Origin of the sequence: Jeongeupia wiesaeckerbachi, from assembly GCF_050916355.1 — a bacterium.
In the GTDB taxonomy this organism is placed as follows: Bacteria; Pseudomonadota; Gammaproteobacteria; order Burkholderiales; family Chitinibacteraceae; genus Jeongeupia; species Jeongeupia wiesaeckerbachi.
The window spans coordinates 3,582,984-3,601,457 of record NZ_CP136946.1 but is presented as its reverse complement, the minus strand read 5'-3'; the positions used below and the strand labels follow the sequence as shown (position 1 = coordinate 3,601,457).

At 66.5% G+C, this 18,474-nt stretch carries 20 protein-coding genes; 4 read left to right on the top strand and 16 right to left on the bottom strand.

Features of this window, described 5'->3' with window-relative positions; translation table 11 throughout:
- Positions 1-53: 53 nt before the first annotated feature.
- The 15 genes from bioD to R0382_RS17270 form a co-directional block, all read right to left on the bottom strand.
- Complete coding sequence (gene bioD, locus R0382_RS17340) at positions 54-728, bottom strand: dethiobiotin synthase (RefSeq protein ID WP_432721249.1); 675 nt, start codon at positions 726-728, stop codon at positions 54-56.
- A gap of 52 nt (positions 729-780) precedes the next feature.
- The gene (locus tag R0382_RS17335) at positions 781-1,143 is read right to left on the bottom strand and encodes a nucleotide pyrophosphohydrolase (protein WP_432721248.1); all 363 of its coding nucleotides are present in this window, start codon (positions 1,141-1,143) and stop codon (positions 781-783) included.
- A 68-nt stretch (positions 1,144-1,211) separates the two neighbouring features.
- The gene (locus tag R0382_RS17330; protein WP_432721247.1) at positions 1,212-1,706 is read right to left on the bottom strand and encodes a DUF6714 family protein; all 495 of its coding nucleotides are present in this window, start codon (positions 1,704-1,706) and stop codon (positions 1,212-1,214) included.
- A gap of 24 nt (positions 1,707-1,730) precedes the next feature.
- Positions 1,731-2,594: an ATP-binding cassette domain-containing protein gene (locus R0382_RS17325; RefSeq protein ID WP_432721245.1), complete on the bottom strand. Its 864-nt coding sequence runs from the start codon at positions 2,592-2,594 to the stop codon at positions 1,731-1,733.
- Positions 2,588-3,268, bottom strand: a complete 681-nt coding sequence (gene modB, locus R0382_RS17320; protein WP_432721243.1) for a molybdate ABC transporter permease subunit — start codon at positions 3,266-3,268, stop codon at positions 2,588-2,590. Before modB ends, R0382_RS17325 begins: the two co-directional genes overlap by 7 nt.
- Complete coding sequence (locus R0382_RS17315; protein ID WP_432721242.1) at positions 3,265-3,666, bottom strand: TOBE domain-containing protein; 402 nt, start codon at positions 3,664-3,666, stop codon at positions 3,265-3,267. Before R0382_RS17315 ends, modB begins: the two co-directional genes overlap by 4 nt.
- Positions 3,663-4,418, bottom strand: coding sequence for a molybdate ABC transporter substrate-binding protein (modA, locus tag R0382_RS17310; protein ID WP_432721240.1), 756 nt, complete (start codon positions 4,416-4,418; stop codon positions 3,663-3,665). Before modA ends, R0382_RS17315 begins: the two co-directional genes overlap by 4 nt.
- Before the next feature lie 75 nt (positions 4,419-4,493).
- Positions 4,494-5,339, bottom strand: coding sequence for a 23S rRNA (adenine(2030)-N(6))-methyltransferase RlmJ (locus tag R0382_RS17305; RefSeq protein WP_432721239.1), 846 nt, complete (start codon positions 5,337-5,339; stop codon positions 4,494-4,496).
- Positions 5,340-5,395: 56 nt separating this feature from the next.
- Positions 5,396-6,703, bottom strand: a complete 1,308-nt coding sequence (gene clcB, locus R0382_RS17300; protein WP_432721238.1) for a voltage-gated ClC-type chloride channel ClcB — start codon at positions 6,701-6,703, stop codon at positions 5,396-5,398.
- Positions 6,704-6,892: 189 nt separating this feature from the next.
- Positions 6,893-8,014 (bottom strand): AAA family ATPase, encoded by a 1,122-nt coding sequence (locus R0382_RS17295; RefSeq protein ID WP_432721237.1) that lies wholly within the window; start codon positions 8,012-8,014, stop codon positions 6,893-6,895.
- On the bottom strand, positions 8,011-8,643 hold the full coding sequence (gene pnuC / locus R0382_RS17290; RefSeq protein WP_432721236.1) for a nicotinamide riboside transporter PnuC: 633 nt from the start codon (positions 8,641-8,643) through the stop codon (positions 8,011-8,013). The genes R0382_RS17295 and pnuC overlap by 4 nt, the downstream gene beginning before the upstream one ends.
- Complete coding sequence (locus R0382_RS17285; protein ID WP_432721235.1) at positions 8,643-9,659, bottom strand: bifunctional nicotinamide-nucleotide adenylyltransferase/Nudix hydroxylase; 1,017 nt, start codon at positions 9,657-9,659, stop codon at positions 8,643-8,645. The genes pnuC and R0382_RS17285 overlap by 1 nt, the downstream gene beginning before the upstream one ends.
- 12 nt (positions 9,660-9,671) lie before the next feature.
- A complete protein-coding gene (locus tag R0382_RS17280; protein ID WP_432721234.1) occupies positions 9,672-11,375 on the bottom strand; it encodes an NAD+ synthase in 1,704 nt (567 codons plus the stop codon).
- Between the two features lie 66 nt (positions 11,376-11,441).
- Positions 11,442-12,644 carry a nicotinate phosphoribosyltransferase gene (gene pncB, locus R0382_RS17275; protein WP_432721232.1) on the bottom strand — a complete coding sequence of 401 codons (1,203 nt, stop codon included), beginning with the start codon at positions 12,642-12,644 and terminating at the stop codon, positions 11,442-11,444.
- A 63-nt stretch (positions 12,645-12,707) separates the two neighbouring features.
- Entirely contained in the window at positions 12,708-13,559 is an 852-nt protein-coding gene (locus tag R0382_RS17270) for a hypothetical protein (RefSeq protein WP_432721231.1), read from the bottom strand.
- 184 nt (positions 13,560-13,743) lie between these two features.
- On the opposite strand from R0382_RS17270, the gene R0382_RS17265 reads away from it, so the two are divergent.
- Positions 13,744-14,394, top strand: a complete 651-nt coding sequence (locus R0382_RS17265) for an NUDIX hydrolase (RefSeq protein WP_432721230.1) — start codon at positions 13,744-13,746, stop codon at positions 14,392-14,394.
- 151 nt (positions 14,395-14,545) lie between these two features.
- On the opposite strand, the gene R0382_RS17260 is transcribed toward R0382_RS17265, so the two are convergent.
- Positions 14,546-15,193 (bottom strand): NADPH-dependent F420 reductase, encoded by a 648-nt coding sequence (locus R0382_RS17260; protein WP_432721229.1) that lies wholly within the window; start codon positions 15,191-15,193, stop codon positions 14,546-14,548.
- Between the two features lie 287 nt (positions 15,194-15,480).
- Between R0382_RS17260 and R0382_RS17255 the strand changes: the two genes are divergently transcribed.
- Genes R0382_RS17255 through R0382_RS17245 form a run of 3 tightly spaced genes read left to right on the top strand, consistent with a single transcriptional unit; the run spans position 15,481 to position 18,451 of the window.
- Positions 15,481-16,464 carry a serine/threonine protein kinase gene (locus tag R0382_RS17255; protein WP_432721228.1) on the top strand — a complete coding sequence of 328 codons (984 nt, stop codon included), beginning with the start codon at positions 15,481-15,483 and terminating at the stop codon, positions 16,462-16,464.
- An 11-nt stretch (positions 16,465-16,475) separates the two neighbouring features.
- Complete coding sequence (locus R0382_RS17250; protein ID WP_432721226.1) at positions 16,476-17,150, top strand: response regulator; 675 nt, start codon at positions 16,476-16,478, stop codon at positions 17,148-17,150.
- Positions 17,147-18,451 (top strand): ATP-binding protein, encoded by a 1,305-nt coding sequence (locus R0382_RS17245; protein ID WP_432721225.1) that lies wholly within the window; start codon positions 17,147-17,149, stop codon positions 18,449-18,451. The genes R0382_RS17250 and R0382_RS17245 overlap by 4 nt, the downstream gene beginning before the upstream one ends.
- The last annotated feature ends 23 nt before the right edge of the window (positions 18,452-18,474 follow it).

Below are 18,474 nucleotides of genomic sequence, written 5' to 3'. Positions count from 1 at the left end.
TCAAACCGCCAAGTGTGCAATGCGCCGACGTTGGCGGCAAGTGCTGACGAAACTTACATCGCAAGCTGTACCAGTTGCGTCGCCGCAATGGCACCGTCGGCGGCATCCGGGGTGTGGGCAATGTCGGCCAGCAGCGGCGCTGGCAGGTGCTGCCGCAGCCAGGCCAGGTTGTCGTCGTAGCGATCCATCGCCGGGTCGACGCGATTGGCGATCCAGCCGGCCAGCGGCAGACCGGCGGCAACGATGGCATTGGCCGACAGCAAGGCATGGTTGAGGCAGCCCAGCCGCATGCCGACGACAAGGATCACCGGCGCCCCGATGCGTTGCGCCAGCGTCTGCATGTCGGCCTCGTCCGTCAGCGGTGCATGCCAGCCACCGGCGCCTTCGATCAGCAGCACGTCGGCCAGCGCCTGCAGTTGCGCTGTGCAATCGACCAGATGGTCGAGCGAGATCGCCACGCCGGCCTCGCGCGCGGCCAGATGCGGTGAAATCGGCGGCGCAAAGCGATAAGGGTTGGCGAGCCCGGCCGGCACGGCGACATTGCTGGCGGCGCGGTGCGCGACAACGTCGGCGTTGACGAGTTCACCATCGACGAGCGTACAGCCCGATGCGACCGGCTTCATCGCCGCCACGCGCAGCCCCTGCGCGGCAAAGCCCCGCAATAGCTGGCAGGTGGCAACCGTCTTGCCGACGTCGGTATCGGTGCCGGTGACGAAGAACGTTTTCATGGTCGATCCTTGCGCAGGTCGCTGGTTCGACGCCGCGTGGTCAGGCGTTGGATCATTGCGAGTCCTTGCGCGCGTCGAGCTTGCGGGCGTGGCCGCGGGCGAGATCGGCCGGGTATTTCTCGGCGTTGAGCTTCAGTTTGCGTTCGACCACTGCATTCAAATCGAGCCCGGCGACGTCGGCGAGCCGCAGCAGATAGAGCAGCACATCGGCGACTTCCTCACCGAGCCGGGTGGCGAATTCGGGTTCAACGCACAGCGCTTGCGACTGCTCGGGCGTCAGCCACTGGAACAGTTCAAGCAGCTCGGCCGCCTCGACCGACAAGGCGCTGGCGAGGTTTTTCGGCGTGTGGAACTGATCCCAGTCGCGCTCAGTGCTGAAGGTGCGCAGTCGCGTTTGTAATTCATCGATGTTCATGAGTAACGGAGACGCATTCATTAGCGGGCTTGTGCCTCGATCAAAGTTAGGCTGTTTGGGTCATGCTGTTACATCGCGTCGTGAATTGCGCGGAGGTGCTCAATAGCGATCTGCTCGGTCATGGTGATTTCAGGCCAGTCCGGGTCCGAAAATACCAATCCGATATGTTCGAAGACGCAAATGATGAGTGCGATTTGCTCCTTGGTGAGCAAGGCCAGCCGTGCCTTTTTCTCAGGGCCAAGCCTGTTTTTTAGCGGGTGTGGCGAGAGCGATCCGATCAAGTGATCCGTGACTATATCGAGATTCGCCGGATCTTCGATGGCCGCGACCAAATAGGCAGGAAGCCAATAGTGGTAGGCCTCCGGCGTAAAAAAAATGCTGATGGCCGATTCTTGCGCCCTCAGCTTTTCGACGGCATGGCCTTTCCAGCTTGTCCCAGCAAAATAGTCCGCGACCCCGTCATCGCGGGTTTGTACGGAAATTTTGCTTTTCTCCGGACGCTGAACACCCCGCCACGCATTTTCAATGCGCTGTATGAGCAGTTGCTTTTCGTGATTGTCCATGCGGCCCCCCAAGAAAAAATGCGATCAGCCGGCGACCAACACCGCGCTACTGCCGTTCAATTGCACCGCTACCGGTGCGCCGACGCGCAGTTGTTCGACGTCGGCGCTCAGCGTCGCCAGCGTGTCGTTGCCGATGGCGACGGTGACGCGCCAGAGCACGTCGGCGGGTTCGATCGCCAGTACGACGCCGGACAGTGCGTGGCGACCGCTCGGGGTCGGCGGCAGCAGCACGTCGCGCGGGGTGCCAATGGCGGCGAGCTGGCCCGGTTCGAGCACGGCGACGCGTTGCGCCAGCCGGAACACGTCGCCGAGATCGTGGCTGACGATGATCGTCGTCAGCGCGACCTGGCGCAGGATCTCGTCGATGTCCTCGCGCAGCGCGACGCGCAGCTTGGGGTCGAGCGCCGACAGCGGTTCGTCCATCAACAGCAATTGCGGCTCCTGTGCCAGGGCGCGGGCGAGTGCGACGCGCTGGCGCTGGCCGCCGGAGAGCTGCTGCGGATAGCGGTCGGCGAGTGGCGCGAGCCGGGTCAGTTCGAGCAGCTCATCAAGCCGCTGGCGGTTCGGCACCGGCTGGGCGAAGGCGAGATTTTCGCGCACGCGCATGTTCGGGAACAGCGCGTAATCCTGGAACACATAGCCGACGCGGCGACCGCGCGCCGATGTATGGATGCGCCGCGCGGTATCGCACCAGACGGCATCGCCAAAGGCAATACGGCCGTGGTCGGGGCGGGCGAGGCCGGCGATCAGCCGCAACAGCGTGGTCTTGCCGACGCCGGACGGGCCGTACAGCGCCAGTCGCTCACCGGGGGCCAGCGTCAGCGCCACCGAGAGCGGCAGCAGGCCGTCCGGGCCTGGAATGGCGTGCGTCAGTTCGAGGTTCAGCAAGGCCTGACCTCGCTGCGCGACTGGATCAGCCGCAATAGCAGCAGTACGACAAAGGCGAACGACACCAGCACCAGGGCGTAGGCGTGCGCGCCGGCGTAGTCGAGTGCCTCGACCTTGCGGTACAGCGCGATCGACGCGACCTGGGTGTCGCCGGTGACGCCGCCGCCGAGCATCAGCACGACGCCGAATTCGCCGACGGTGTGCGCGAACGCGAGCACGGTGCCGGAGAGCAGGCCGGCGCGGGCGTTGGGCAGGATCACCCGGGTCAGGATCGTCGTTTCGGACTTGCCGAGCGTGCGTGCGGCGTCGATCAGATTGCCCGGCAGCTGGCGGAATGCCGCAACCAGCGGTTGCAGCATGAAGGGCAGGCTGAAGATCACCGAACCGATGACGAGGCCACTGAAGGTGAACACCAGCTTGAGCCCGAGCATGTCCTGCAGCCAGCGGCCGGTAAACGAGACCGGGCTGAACGACACCAGCAGGTAGAAGCCGAGCACCGTCGGCGGCAGCACCAGCGGCAGGTTGCACAGCGTTTCGACCACCGGCCGTAGCGGCGAGCGGCCGAACGCCAGCCAGCGCGCCAGTGGAATCGCCAGCACGATCAGCACCACGGTGGTGATCGTTGCCAGCTTGAGCGTCAGCCAGAACGGCTGGACGTCGAAACCAGCAATCACGCGGTTTCCACGGCCATTTCGTTGGCCTTGACCAACCATTCGACGGTGTCGCCAACGGCAATGCCCAGCCGCTGCGCCGAGCCGCTGGTGATCACCGAGGCAATGCGCTGGCCGTGCCAGTCGAGCACGACGCGTGTCAGCACCGCGCCGGCATCGATGCCGACGACGGTGGCCGCATGGCGGTTGCGCAGACTGATTTCGCCGCTGAGGTTTTTGGCCAGCGCGACTTCGGTTTCCTTGCAGGCGAGTACGACGGCCGTGCCGACCGTCAGCGCAACTTCGCCGACGATGGTGGCGACCAGCGTCGTGACCACAGCCGCGCTGCCGGCTTCTGCCTCGATCAGCGTCATGCCGGCGCCGTGTTCGATGCGGCTCAGTGTGGCTGGGATGCGGTTCATGGCAGTTTGTAGCCGGCTTGCTTGAAGATCTCCTGCGCCTTCGGCGAGAACAGGAACTGATAGAAGCGCTTGGCGTCGGCGGTGTCGTGGTCGTTTGAATACTTGAGCAACGCGGCGCGCTGGGCGATCGGTTCGTACGCGGTCGGCGGGATTTCCAGCCAGCGGCCCTTGCCCTGCATTTCATTCGAGATCACCACTGACTTGGCGGTGAAGCCGAGGTCGGCGGCGCGGGTGGCGATGAACTGGTTGGTCTGGCCGATGCTTTCGCCGAACACGAGCTTGGCATGCGTCGCTTCGGCGAGCTTGTAATGGGTCAGCGCCTGCACCGCAGCGCGGCCGTACGGCGCGGTTTCCGGATTGGCGATGGCGATGCGTTCGATGCCCGGCTCGCGTACCAGCTTTTCCCACTGCTTCAGGTCAAGGTCCTTCAGCGTCCACAGTACCAGTGCGCCATGGGCGTAGACGCGGCTCGGCTCCAGCGTCTGCTGGTCGGCGTCGAGCTTTTTCGGGTAATCGGCGTCGGCCGACAGGAAAACATGGAAAGGCGCGCCATTGCGGATCTGCGCAAAGAACTTGCCCGATGCGCCGTAGCTCGGGTTCACCTCCAGCCCGGTTTCGGCCTTGTACGCCTTGGCCAGATCGTCAAAGGTGTACTGCAGGTTGGCGGCTACGGCGACGTTGATCGGCGCGGCCCAGGCGGGGGCGGTGGCGGCGAAGGCCAAACCGACGGCGAGAAGACGAAGCATGCGCATGGGGCCTTTCCTTGTATGACGTCCGGTTCAGTATATCGACAGCGGCTCGGCCGGCGCGATAGGTCAAATGGTGTATCAGTTCGACTGATGTGCCAGCGTGAATCTGGCGCCGGCATCGAGCGCCAGCGCGTCGCTCATCACCGGCATCACCGATTGCAGCGTTTCGGCCAGCGTGTACGGCGGATTGATGATGAACATGCCGCTGCCGTGCATGCCGAAGCCGTCCAGCGACGGCGACTGCACCTGCAGCCGCACGTCGAGCCAGCCCTTGGACGGCAGCTTTTTCAGTGCCTCGGGCAGCTCGCGCGATTCGGCGCGCTGCAGCGTCGGATACCAGATTGCGAAGGTGCCGGTAGCGAAGCGGCGCAGGCCTTCTTCCATCGCCTTGACCACGGTGCGGTAGTCGCCCTTGTCTTCGTACGGCGGATCGATCAGCGTCAGCCCGCGGCGCGGCGGCGGTGGCAGCACCGATTTCAGCCCGTTGAAGCCGTCGCCGACGGAGACCTGCGCCTGCCGGCCCAGCGACTCGCAATTGGCTTCGAGCAGCTTGCTGTCGCTCGGGTGCAGTTCGAACAGCCGCAGCTTGTCGTCGCGGCGCATTACCGCCTGTGCGACCAGCGGTGAGCCCGGATAGAACGCCAGCTTGCCGTCGGGGTTGAAGCCGCGGATCACCTCGACATAACGGGCGAGCGCTTCGGGCAGGTCCTTGCGCTGCCACAGCCGGGCGATGCCGCCTTCGAACTCGGCGTTCTTCGCCGCATAACCCTCGGTCAGCTGGTACAGGCCGGCACCGGCGTGGGTATCGATGTACCAGTAGGCCTTGTCCTTCTGGTTCAGATAGCTCAGCAGCTCGACGAGGATGAAGTGCTTGAGGACGTCGGCGTGATTGCCGGCGTGGAAGGCGTGGCGGTAGCTGAGCATGGGTGAGGCCGGATGCAAAAACGCAATTTTCCGCGTTTGCGCCCGGCTTGCCTAGCTCAGTCCCGTTCCCGGTGGCCGGCGTAGATGGAGGCGCTTCTCAAGCGCCGCGAAATGCCGGCCGCGATGACGCAGGCTGGCAGCAAGGCGAGCAGCAGTTGGACCTGCCCGGTCATCTCCAGCACCATCAGTGTCGACATCACCGGCGCGTGCGTGGTGGCGGCGAGAAACACGCCCATGCCCGAGATCGTGAACAGCAGTGGATGGCCGATGCCGGGGAGGAACACGGCAATCAGCTGCGAGACCAGTTGGCCGAAGGCGGCGCCGACCAGCAGGGTGGGGGTGAACACGCCGCCGGGCGCGCCGGAGCCGATGCTGCCGGCCACGGCGATCAGCTTGCACAGCAGGATCAGCGTGACGACTTGCCACGCCATCGGCGCCAGCAGCAAGGCTTGCACCGCGCTGTAGCCGTTGCCCCAGGCTTCGGGCCGCAACACCGACACCAGCCCGACCAGCAAGCCACCGGCGGCCAGTTGCAGCGGCAGTGGCCAGCTCAGCCAGGCAAAGCCCTTGCGGCTCGCGTCCAGCCAGGCGAGGAACAACGGGCCGAGTACACCGGCGACAACGCCGATCAGCGCCACCAGGGCCAGCCCGCTGGCATCCAGCGGTGCGCTGGCGGCGACCTGATACAGCTTGGCATCGCCCGACAGTGCATAAGTGATCAGTGCCGAAGTCACCGCGGCGAGGATGACCGGTCCGATCGCCGCCAAAGCCAGCGAGCCGAGCAGTACTTCGGCGATGAACAGGGAGCTTGCCAGTGGCGCATGGTATGCGGCGGCAAAGCCGGCGGCGACACCGCAGGCGACCGTCAGCCGCAGGTCGATCAGATGGCGCCAGCGCGCACCGACCAAGGAGCAGGCCAGCGCGGCCAGCAGCACCATCGCACCTTCTCGGCCGACCGCACCACCGGCGATGACGACCAGAAAGCACGCCAGTACTTTGCCCAGCCCGGCGCGCAGATCAAGCCGGCCGTCGCCGATCGTTACCGCTTCGATGTAATCGTCGGCGTGGCGGACCGGCCCCGAACGCGAGCGGTTCCACAACCACAGCAGCGTGCCGGCGGCCAGACCGCCGAGCACCGGCGTGATGATGCGCTGCCACGCCGGCAGCCCGCGCGCGGCGGCGACCAGGCCATCGCTCTGATCGTAAAGCAGGACTTCGGCGTACTCGAGCGCCTGATGGAACAGCCAGACCACCAGCGCGCCGATAACGCCGGCGCCAATGGCTGCAAGGACGCGCAGCAACTGCGGGTCGAGCCGGCCGGCCAGACCGGGGCGCCATCGCGCCAGTCGCTCGGAAGCGTGCATGTCATCCTCATCGTCGGCGCCGGTGCGGCACAGCCGCTACTTTAAAGCCTGTTTCCGTGCTTTTCACGCTGGCGGCGGTTGTAAACGGGTCGCCGCCATCCTTGGTTGTTGCACACCGGCACAGTAACCGAGCCGGTGGTGGATTGACCAAGTTCGGGCTGAATCAGCAGGAGTGCTGGCTTGGGCTGTTCATGTCGTGGCCCTTTGTTCCAGCGGCAGCGCGAAACAGGCGTGCTTCCGCCATGCGACATCGACGGCGGCCAGGGCCTTGGCCAGCCGGGCTTCGCGGCTGCCGGTCAGCCGCAGCCATGGCACTGCCCGGTTGGAGAGCGTCTCGACAAAGCGCTGCGTCATCCATGGCCGCAGTGTTTCGCCATCGCGCAGACCGTCGTCCTCGAACGGCACGTCGACATGATCGGTCAGCAGATAGAGCCGGCGCGGCGGCATGCCCGCGGCGATCGCCTCGACGCCGGGATGGGGCTGGCCACGATAGCGCTCGTGCCAGATGCAGGTCGCGAGCGCATCGGTGTCGCATACCAGCACCGGCCCGCCTGCCAGCGTCGCCGCGTGCTCGCGCCGCGTCTGCTCGGCCGCGATCAGCGTGAAATCCTCCGCCTGCCAGCGCACGTCCTGCGGCTGTGCCGCCGGATTGCGGGCACGGGCCAGCGCCAGCAGGTTCTGGCTGTACTCGCGGCCGTACTCGGCGACCCACTGCGTTGCTGCCCAGGCGTGACCACGTGCCTGCAGCGCGGCAGCCAGATCGCGGGCCAGCGTGGTGGTGCCGGTCGATTCGGCGCCGACCACCACCACCCGCATGGCAAGGCCCGCGCGCGCCGGTGCCGGTAGCTGCCACCAGTGCGTGGCGAGATCGGCGCGCACCATGGTGCCGGATACCGGATGCAGCGCCCGTTGCGAATCGAGGCAGACCGATGCCGCATTGAGGCGCCGCGCCAGCTCGCCGCCATAGCCTTCCGAGGTGAACACCGCGTCGACCGCAACATCGGCCGCGGCGGCTTGGGACACGGCTTCGCGCATGATGGCGACGTGGGCCTCCCAGATCGCCGGATCGTGGTAGTCGACGGGTACATCGTCGAGCGCGCCGACCACGCAGACGTTGGCCAGGTCGGCCAGACTGGCCCGCAGCCAGGCGACGCGATCGGCGATCGAAATCGATTCGACCGACGCGCCGAGCACTGCCACCGTGATCTGCTGGCAATGGCGGGCGGCGGTGCGCATCAGGTAGAGATGGCCCAGGTGCGGCGGATAGAACTTGCCGATCACGAGACCATGACGAAAGTCGACACGGTTCATGCCATCGCCCCGGTTGTCTCCCCAGCCATCTGCGGCGCGCGCCAGGCAAACCAGCCGCGGATGCACAGCAGCAGGAACAACATATAGAGGACGGCGATCAGCGGCAGGCCGCGGCTGAAATAGAGCGGGATCGACACGACGTCGATCGCAATCCACCACAGCCAGCTGTCACGACGGCGCTGGTTCAGCAGCCATTGCGCGCACAGGCTCATCGCGGTGATCAGCGCATCCAGCAATGGTGCGCTGCCCTTGGCCCACAGCATCAGCTGCCACAACAGCAGCGTGACGAGCGTGGCGGCGAGCGCCAGCAGCAGCCATTCACGGAGGCTGGAACGGAACACGGGCAGGCTGGCGGCATCGCCGCCGTGACGCAGCCAGGCGCGCCAGCCGATCAGGCCCATGGTGATGAACACGATCTGCAAACCGGCGTCGGAAAACAAGCGAAGTTCCAGGAACACCAGCCCCAGGATCACGCAGTTGATGATGCCGACCGGGAAGTTGGCGATGTGCGAGCGCGTGGTCAGCCAGACGCAGACAAGGCCGGTGATGAAACCGGCGATATCGCCGATGGAGAGTGGCATGCCGAGCACGGTGGCGACGGGCTCGATCAGGGGAGGGAGGAGGGACATCAGGTCAGGTCGAGAAAGTGATCAAGGATGTGGAAGTGGTCTTCGAAAAAGCGGTCTTCCAGCGCGGCGAGATCGGCCACCGCTACCCAGCGCGCGGCGGCGGCATCGTCGCTGCCGGCCACTTCGGGCAGGCGCTCCATCGCGATGACGAAGTGGTGGGCGTGGGTGACGGTGCGCCCGCGCAGGCTGCGATCCGGATGGTCGAACACCGTCACGCCGCGCAGCGCGGCGTCCAGCGTGCTGTCGAGCAGCGCCAGGCCGGTTTCTTCGCGCAGCTCGCGGATCGCGCCCTGCAGCAGCCGTTCGCGGCCGTCGAGAAAACCGCCGGGCAGCGCCCATAGTCCGCGTCCCGGCGCGTGCTTGCGCTCGACCAGCAGGACGTGGCCTGCGATCTCGACCACGGCATCGACGGTGACGAAGGGGCCGCTGCCCCAGCGTTTGCGGTTCTCGATCAGCGCGGCGTGCTCGGCGCACAGTGGGGCAAAGGCCGGCAGTGCGCGCCAGCCCTTGAGGTAGCCGGCGACGGCGGGCGGCAGCAGCGTGGTCAGCAAGGCGTCGGCGGCGATCTCGTCGTCCACGCCGAAATAGATCTGGCGCAGGCTGGTTGCATCGAGCTCGCCCTGCGCCGGCAGCGGCAGCAGCGTCCAGCCGGGAAAGCGCTGCAGATAGTAGCTCGATGCATCCTTGGCGTGACCGATCAGCGCGACGCGGCGTGGCGGCGCATGGCCATCGACGCCGGCGCGCACCGCGGCGGTCCAGCGGCCATCGTCGTAGTAATCGCGCACCGGCACGAAGCGCACGCGCGCCGCGTCGGCTTCGCTCAAGGTTGCCGAGATCATCGCGGCGCGCTCCTGCCAGCTGAACGGATTCTTGGCATCGCGCGCGCGCAGGGCGGAGCCGAGCACCACCACCACCTGGGGTGCGCGGCGCAGCGCCTCGGTCAGCAGCGCGGCATGGCCGAGGTGGAAGGGCTGGAAGCGGCCGATCAGCACCGCGCAATCGAAATCTTGATTCATGGCTTTATCCGGTCAGAACAGGTGGCGGGCGGCGATCGGCATCTGCCGGCCGCTGCCGAAGGCGCGGGCGCGCAGCCGCAGGATGGGCGGCGCCTGGCGGCGTTTGTATTCGTTGCGCGCGATCAGGCCGCGTATGCGCGCGACCAGCGCCGCACCTTCGGCGCTGGCGGTGAGGCGCTCGTACTCGGCTTCGACCGCCGCGCGCTCGTCCTGCCCCAGCCGTGGCCCTTCGACCAGCACCTTGAGCAGCGCATCGAGCACTGGGTAAGGCGGCAGGCTGTCGGTATCGCGCTGGTCGGGCGCCAGCTCGGCCGACGGTTCCTTGTCGATGATCGCCGCCGGGATAATCTCGCGGCCGGCCGCCTCGTTCAGGTGGCGGCTCAGCGCGAATACCTCGGTCTTGTACAGGTCGCCGATCAGCCCCAGCCCACCATTGGTGTCGCCGTACAGCGTGCAGTAGCCGACCGAGATCTCGCTCTTGTTGCCGGTGGTGAGCAGCAGATGGCCATAGTTGTTTGAGTATTCCATCAGCACCGTGCCGCGCACCCGCGCCTGCAGGTTTTCCAGCGGCAGGCCGGCCAGCGGTGCGCCGAAGGCCGTGGCAAAACCGCCAGCGTAGGCATCGACCATGTCGCGGATCGGGTGGGTGATCAGCTGCACGCCGAGGTTGCGGCACAGCGTCACCGAATCGTCGACGCTGCCGGCGCTGGAAAAGCGCGACGGCATGGTGATGGCGGTGACGTTGTCGGCGCCCAGTGCCTCGGCCGCCAGCGCCAGCGTCAGCGCGCTGTCGATGCCGCCGGAGCAGCCGACCACGGCACGGGAAAAGCCGCAGCGGCGCGCGTAGTCTTTGAGTCCCAACACAATCTGCTGGCGGTAGAACGCCATCACCGGCAGGCCGGCCGGATCGACCGTCGGCAGCGCGTCGCCATCGGCGGCGGCGAAGCGCGCACCGTCGAAGCCCAACGTGCGGATGTCGTCGGCGAAGCGCCGCGCCTCGAACACCACGCCGTCCTGCGGGGTAACGGCGAAAGAGGCGCCGTCGAACACCAACTGGTCCTGACCGCCGACCTGATTCACATAGAGCAGCGGCAGATCGTGGCGCCGGCTGGCGGCGGCGAACAGCCGATGGCGCTGTTCGCGCTTGCCGATATTGGACGGGCTGGCGTTGATCGACACGATCAGATCCGGCGCGGCTTCGGCCAGCCGCTGGAACGGGTTCACCACGTAGTCGCGGCCATCGTCGTTCCAGCCGTCCTCGCAGATCAGGAAGCCGATGCGCCACGGGCCGATGCGCAGCACGCGGTTGGCATCCGGCCCCGGCTCGAAGTGGCGGCGTTCGTCGAAGATGTTGTAGGTCGGCAGCAGTTGCTTGGCGTATTGCAAACGCACCGCGCCGTCGGCGATCACCAGCAGGCTGTTGAACAGCGGCTTGCCCGGCCCGTCGCGCCGGGTCGGCGCGCCGATCACCCAGTTAAGGCCGGGCGTGGCGCGGCTGGCGGCGAGCAGCTCGGCCAGCGCCGCGTCGACGGCGGCGAGGAAGGCCGGCTCGTCGAGCAGATCGCCGGGGTAATAGCCGGTGAGCGAGAGTTCGGGAAACACCACCAGCTCGGCGCCGTCGCGCTGCGCCGCTTCGGCCGCGGCGCGCATCAGCGCGAGATTGCCGGCGAAGTCGCCGACGGTGGGATTGATCTGGGCTACGGTGATGCGCAGCATGGTGGTCCTCGGGGAAAACGGGGTCGGCCAGCGCCTTGGGGCGCGGACAAGGAAGCGGCGAATGGCTCAGCTGGCGGTGTGGTTGAACACCTGCCGCAAATACGCCAGAAAAGTCTGGTCCTCGCACAGCGTCTTGCCCGGCGCGTCGGAGAGCTTGGCCACCGGCTGGCCGTTGCAGCGCGTGAGCTTCATCACGATGTTCAGCGCCTTGATCGGGGTGTCGTTGGTCAGGTGGGTGCCGATGCCGAAGCTGGTCTGGATGCGGCCGCGGAAGTGGCGGTAGAGATCCAGCGCCTTCTCCACGGTGAGGCCGTCGGAGAACACCAGCCGCTTCACGCGCGGATCGATGCGCAGCTTGTCGTAGTGGGCGATGGCCTTCTCGCCCCAGACCACAGCGTCGCCGGAGTCGTGGCGCAGGCCGTCGAACAGCTTGGCGAAGTAGAGATCGAAGTCGGACAGGAAGGCATCCATGCCGACCACGTCGGTCAGCGCGATCCCCAGATCGCCGCGGTATTCCTGCACCCAGTCTTCCAGCGCAGCGGTCTGGAAATCGCGCAGCCGCGAGCCGAAGGCCTGGTAAGCCTGCAGGTATTCGTGCGCCATGGTGCCGATCGGCGTGATGCCATAGCGCTTGGCGAGGTAGACGTTGGACGTGCCGCGCACGAACTGCGGTACTTCGCGCGCCAGTGTTGCCAGCACCTCGTCGTGCCATTCGGCCGAGTAGCGGCGGCGCAGGCCGAAATCGAAGGCGATGAAGGGGAAATCACCGCTGTCGGCAAGCGCCGGCGCGGCGGCCTTCAGCGTGGCGATCTTGGCCGCCAGTCGCTGCCGTGCTTCGCCGAGCGTGGCCTCGGTGTCGCCCAAACGGCGGAAGTACAACTGGTTCACGATGTAGAGGACGAAGATCTCGAAGCCCATCACGTGTACCAGCGGGCCGCGCGCGACGATGCGCAGTTGCTCGCCGTCGGTTTCCACCGAAACGAAGCGACGCTGGAAGCGGAACACGGTGAGGAAATCGACGAAATCGCCCTTGATGAATCGCAGCCCGCGCAGATAGTCGAGCTCGTCCTGGGCGAATTGCATCGTGCACAGATGATCAAGCTCGGTTTCGACCTCGGCCTTCAGTTCGCTCAGCGGGAAGGCCGGGGTATTGCGGCAGACGAAGGCATATTCGGCCATGGCGCCGGGGTGGCTGTGCAGCAGCGCCTGCCACATGGTGAACTTGTAGAGATCGTTTTCCAGCAGGCTGCGCACGACGGGGGTGGTCATCTTGCTTCCTTGGTCTTGGAGTAGGGGCGAACTGTCGTTATGCCGTTCTTGGTTTCATGACGCTTACAGTGCGTATTCTGCCGCGATCTGTTCGCTGCTGGCGAGCCGCGCACCGCGCGCTTGCATGTCGGCGAGGAAATCGCGGTACTGCGCCTCGAAGCCGCCGACCGCGCTCATGCAGTCGGTCAGCAGCGTCAGCCGCGCGGCGCCGTCCGGCAGCCGCGCCAGCAGATGCTCGGTGGTCGCCTTGACGCAGTGGCTGCCGGCCTCGCCGCCGATCAGGATGCTGTCGGCGCCATCGAGCGCGGCGACCAGGGCGGCGTTGGTGCCGGTGCTCGCGTCGTCCGCCAGCGGTACTTCGGCCTCGACCGCGCTGTAGTGCTCGGTCCACGGATTGGTGCCCTTGACCACCTTGGCGACGATCTTCAGCTCGCGTTCTTCCCAGCGGTTGTAGGCGGCGCGCAGGCTGTCGTGCACGGCGTGGCCCCAGCTGCCGATCTCGCAGTGCACCGGCCACACCATATGGGTGTAGCGGCCCTTGGCTTCTAGCTCGCGCAGGTAGGCCAGCACCCGTGTCGTGGCCGCCGCATCGCGCGGCCGGTAGCGGCCGGCAGCGACATCGTCGGCGCTGACCGGGGTGAACGGTGCCACCCTGCCGCCATCACCTTGCTGCCAGAACGTCGGGTGGCCGATGTCCAGTCGCTGGTGCGAATCGAGCGTGATGGTGATGGCATCGAGCCGGCTGCCCAGGGTGTCGATCAGCGTGGCCAGCCGCAGCATGTCGGCGTGCGCACCGGTGACCGGCAGGGTGGGCGCCAATGCTTCGCCCTCGGCAAGCGGATTGGCCGGGCGGAAAGCGGGCGGCAAGTCGCAGAAATCGTTTTGCGGATCGATGATCAACAGGTGGGTGCGCACGGTGGTCCTCTGTCGGTGGGGGTGTGATTGCACTGTAGAATACTTAGTACAATGTTGCAACTAATTGATTGTTGATCTGTTGTTCTTCTCGATTATGTCGCAATATTTGGTGGTCAATCAGTGGATGAAGTAGTGGTCTGTTAGTTTATACTTGTATCTAATGGAAACCGGACGAGGGGGCGAAGTGATCTGCACTGTGGACGTGGTACTGCTGACGCTGCGCGACGGCGCGCTGAGGGTGCTGCTGCATCGGCGCGAGCGCGAGCCCTTTGCCGGCACGCTGGCGTTGCCCGGCGGCTATATCCATGCCGATAGCGATCGCGATACGTGTGATGCCGCCTTGCGCGTGCTGCGCGACAAGCCCGGCGTGCACAGCCCTTATCTGGAGCAGTTGGGCACCTTCAGCGGACCGGCGCGTGATCCGCGCGCTTGGTCGATCAGCGTCGCCTATTACGCGCTGGTGCCCGATACGCTGGTTACCGAAGCGGCAGACGCCGTGCTCTGCCTCGTGGACGACTTGCGCGGCCTGCCTTTCGATCATGCGCAGATCATCGCCAGTGCCGTGGAGCGGGTCCGCAACAAGAGCAGCTATTCGTCGTTGCCGGTGCACCTGTGCCAGGAGCCGTTCACCCTGCCGCAGCTGCAGCTGGTGTACGAGGCGGTGTTGGGTGAGCCGCTGAACAAGGTGAGCTTTCGCCGCAAGATGGACGAGCTCGACGTGCTGGAAGCCATACCCGGCGCGTTCTCCAGCGGCAATGCACACCGACCGGCGCAGCTCTATCGGGTGAAGCCGGCGTGGCGGCGCGCCTTGTCCTTGAGTGAGCGGGCGATCTGATTGGCAAGCGGTGCCCGTCGTCGCAGGCGCCGGCCAGATACTGACGCAGCCGTGCCGGTTGCCCGGCTGCGGGCATCGCGTCCTCTGGTTCGTGCCGGAATCAAAAAAGCCACGCAAGGCGTGGCTTGTGTCCTGCGGCGGGCGCCCGGGTTCAGGCGTCGGCGCGCAGCAGCTTGAACGCGTGCGTCCACTCGTCGCGCAGAAAGCCCGGAATGCACCACAGCATGCACAAGGGCTCGATGGCGCGCGCGGCCTCGGCCTTGCCCATGTCGGCGACTTCCCAGCCGAACTGGTCGAGCAGGCCGCTGACCGTCTGCTTGGCGGCGGCATCGTTGCCACAGATGAACATCGTCGGCTTTCCGCCCGGGAACTGCGGGTTGACCATGCGGTTGTTCCCCACCGAATTGAATGCCTTGACGAAATGCACGCCGGCAAACTGCCGCTGGTGCTGCTCCATCAGCGAATCGTCAAGATTGGTGAAGAACTTGAGCACGCCGTTGCTCGGTGGCGCATCGGCGATCGGGTTGGTGGTGTCGATGACCGGCTTGCCGGCCAGATTCGCGATGCCCGCGGCATCCAGCACGTCTGCCGCTGCGCTTCCCTTGACGGCCAGGACGATGACGTCGCCAAAGGCCGCGGTCTCGGCAAAGCTGCCGACCTGACCTTGCGGGTGGTCGCTGGCCCACTGAGCCAGCTTCTGGCTGTCGCGCGTGCCGACCATCGTTTCATGGCCATGCTGGAGAAAACCGCTGGCCAATGCCTTTGCCACATCGCCCGATCCGAGAACACCTACTTTCATGAAACGCTCCTTGGTTGAATTGCCGATTTCCGGGTGGCAGTACGCCGACGTCGAGCGAGGTGCGAGCCGGTGCATCGGGCTGGCCGATACCGAACGGCGCACCACTGCAGGCCATCTGCATAATGCCGCGGTCATGGTGGTGCATTCCGCCGGCCTTTGCCTTAGCCGAGCTTGCGCTTAACGTAACTGCAACGATGGTTGCGAACGGTGGCGAAGGGCTGAATTGCGTTGCCGGCCTTGTGCGGCAAGATCGCGTGCTTGCACGGTGCATCGCTTACAATCGCTTGATGAACACCACCCCGTACGCCACGCTCACGCCCGATACCGTGCTCGATTCGCTCGACGCCGTCGGCCTTGCCACCTCCGGCCACCTGCTGACGCTGAACAGCTTCGAGAACCGCGTCTTCCAGGTCGGCATCGACGATGGCGCGCCGCTGATCGCCAAGTTCTATCGCCCCGGGCGCTGGAGCGATGCGCAGATTTTCGAGGAACACGCGTTCACCGCCGAGCTGGCGGCGCTGGAAATCCCCGCCGTGCCGCCACTGGAGATCAACGGCAGTACGCTGAATACCGGCATAGACGGTTTCCGCTTCGCCGTCTTCCCGCGTCAGGGCGGCCGCGCGCCGGAGCTGGATCGCGAGGGCACGCTCGAATGGCTGGGGCGCTTTCTCGGCCGCATCCACGCGGTTGGCAGCACGCGGCCGTTCGAACACCGGCCGGCGCTGACGCTGGCGTCGTTCGGCGAAACGCCGAGCCGCTGGCTGATCGACACCGGCTTTATTCCGCTTGAACTGAAAACCGCCTACCAGCAGGTGATCGCCGACGCGCTCGCCGGTGTGGCGCAAGCGTTCGAGCGTGCCGGCAACGTCAAGGCGATCCGGCTGCATGGCGACTGCCACCTCGGTAACGTGCTGTGGACCGACGGCGGCCCGCACTTCGTCGATTTCGACGACGCGCGCAGCGGCCCGGCGGTGCAGGATCTGTGGATGCTGCTGTCGGGCGAGCGTCACGAGCGCATATCGCAACTGGCCGACCTTTTGGCCGGCTACGAGGATTTCTGCGATTTCGACGCGCGCGAGCTGCATCTGGTCGAGGCCATGCGCACCCTGCGGCAGATCCACTACGCCAGCTGGCTGGCGCAGCGCTGGGACGACCCGGCCTTCCCGGCGGCGTTTCCGTGGTTCAACACCATGAACTACTGGCAGGAACACATCTACGCGCTGCGCGAGCAGATCGAGGCCATGGCCGAACCGCCGCTGTGGCCGGTTTGAGGGGCTGATCCATGCGACTGCTGCTGGCCGAAGACGACGACATGATCGCCCGCCATCTCGAAGCCGGGCTGCGCGATGCCGGTTTCAGCGTCGATCGCGCCGCCGATGGCGTGGCGGCCGATCTGGCCTTGCAGCAGCAGGATTACGGCCTGGTGCTGCTCGATCTCGGCTTACCGCGCGCCGACGGCCTGACCGTGCTGCGCCAGCTGCGCGCGCGCGGCGGCGCCACGCCGGTGCTGATCCTGACCGCGCGCGATGCCGTCGCCGACCGCATTGCCGGGCTCGACGCCGGTGCCGACGATTACGTCGTCAAACCGTTTGATTTCGACGAGCTGCTGGCGCGTATCCGCGCGGTGCAACGCCGTCACGCCGGCCGTGCCAGCCCGCTGTTCGAGCACGGCGCGCTCAAGCTCGATCCGGCCAGTCATCAGGTCTGGCTGGGCGAGCGCGAAGTGGCGCTGTCGGCGCGCGAGTATTCGCTGCTGTTCGAGCTGCTGCAAAAACCCGGTACGCCGCTGTCGCGTGCGCGGCTGGAAAACCGCCTGTACGGCTGGGATGAGGAAGTCGCCAGCAACGCGGTCGAGGTCCACATCCATGCCTTGCGGCGCAAGCTCGGCGCGGCGTGGATATTGAATCTGCGCGGCGTCGGCTATTACGTGCCGAAACAGCCGCCGGAGATCGCATGAAATCGCTGCGTCACCAACTGCTGCTGATGCTGCTCGGCGGCATGGCCCTGGTCATTGCCGTCGCCGCGGCGCTGGCGTTTCACCGCACCCGCGACGAGGCCAACGAGTTGTTCGACTACCAGTTGCGCCAGCTGGCGCTGTCGGTCGTCAACCAGACCTTCATCCCCGGGCGCTCGACCTTCGGCAGCACGGCCGGCTTCGATTTCGTCATCCAGGTCTGGGATCCGGACGGCGTGCAGCTGTATTACTCGCACCCGCACCGGGTGTTGCCGGCACAGGTGAAGCTTGGCTATGCAACGGCGGCGACCAGCGAGGGAGACTGGCGCACCTATGCCGTCGCGGTGCCGGGCAAGGTGATCCAGATCGCCCAGCCGATGCGCACGCGCAACCGGCTGGCGCTGGATACGGCCTGGCGTACCACGGTGCCGCTGCTGGTCGCCTTGCCACTGCTGCTGCTGGGGGCGTGGTGGGTGATCGGCCGGGCGTTGCGGCCGCTGGAGAAACTGCGCCGCGAAGTTGCCGCGCGCACGCCCGATGCGCTGGCGCCGCTGCCGACCGGCCTCGCCCCCGACGAAGTCGAGCCGCTGATCGCTGAAACCAACCGCTTGCTGGGCCGGCTGGGCGATGCGCTGGCGTCGCAGCGCGCCTTTACCGCCAATGCCGCGCACGAGCTGCGGACGCCGCTGGCGGCACTGCAACTGCAGCTCGCCAGCCTTGAACGCGCGCCCGACGACGCGACCCGCGCCGCGGCCATTGCCGAACTCAAGGCGGGGTTGGCGCGTGCCGGCGACATGCTCGGTCAGCTGCTGACGCTGGCGCGTCATGAGGCGGCGTCCGAGCACACGCTGCTGGCACTCGCGCCTATCGTGACCGACGTGCTCGCCGAACACGCGCCGCTGGCGCTGGCCGCCGGGCTCGACCTGGGCGCGACCGGGATCGATGCCGACGTGCAGGTGTCGGGCAATGCCGACGCGCTGCGCTCGCTGATCGCCAATCTGGTCGGCAACGCCCTCCGCTACACGCCGGCTGGCGGGCAGATCGACGTGGCCTTGCGTCGTGTCGAGGTCGATGGCGCGGGCAAGGCGCAGCTCAGCGTCGCCGACAGTGGCCCCGGCATCCCGGCCGCCGAGCGCGAGCAGGTGTTCCAGCGTTTCTACCGCCGGCCCGGTAGCGCCGGTGTCGGCAGCGGACTCGGGCTGGCGATAGTCCGGGCGGTTGCCGAGGCGCATGGCGGCACGGTGACCCTGAGCGAATCGGCGCTGGGTGGCGTCAACGCGGTCGTGACCCTGCCGCTGCGGTGATGCCGGCGCGCCGGCGGATGCCG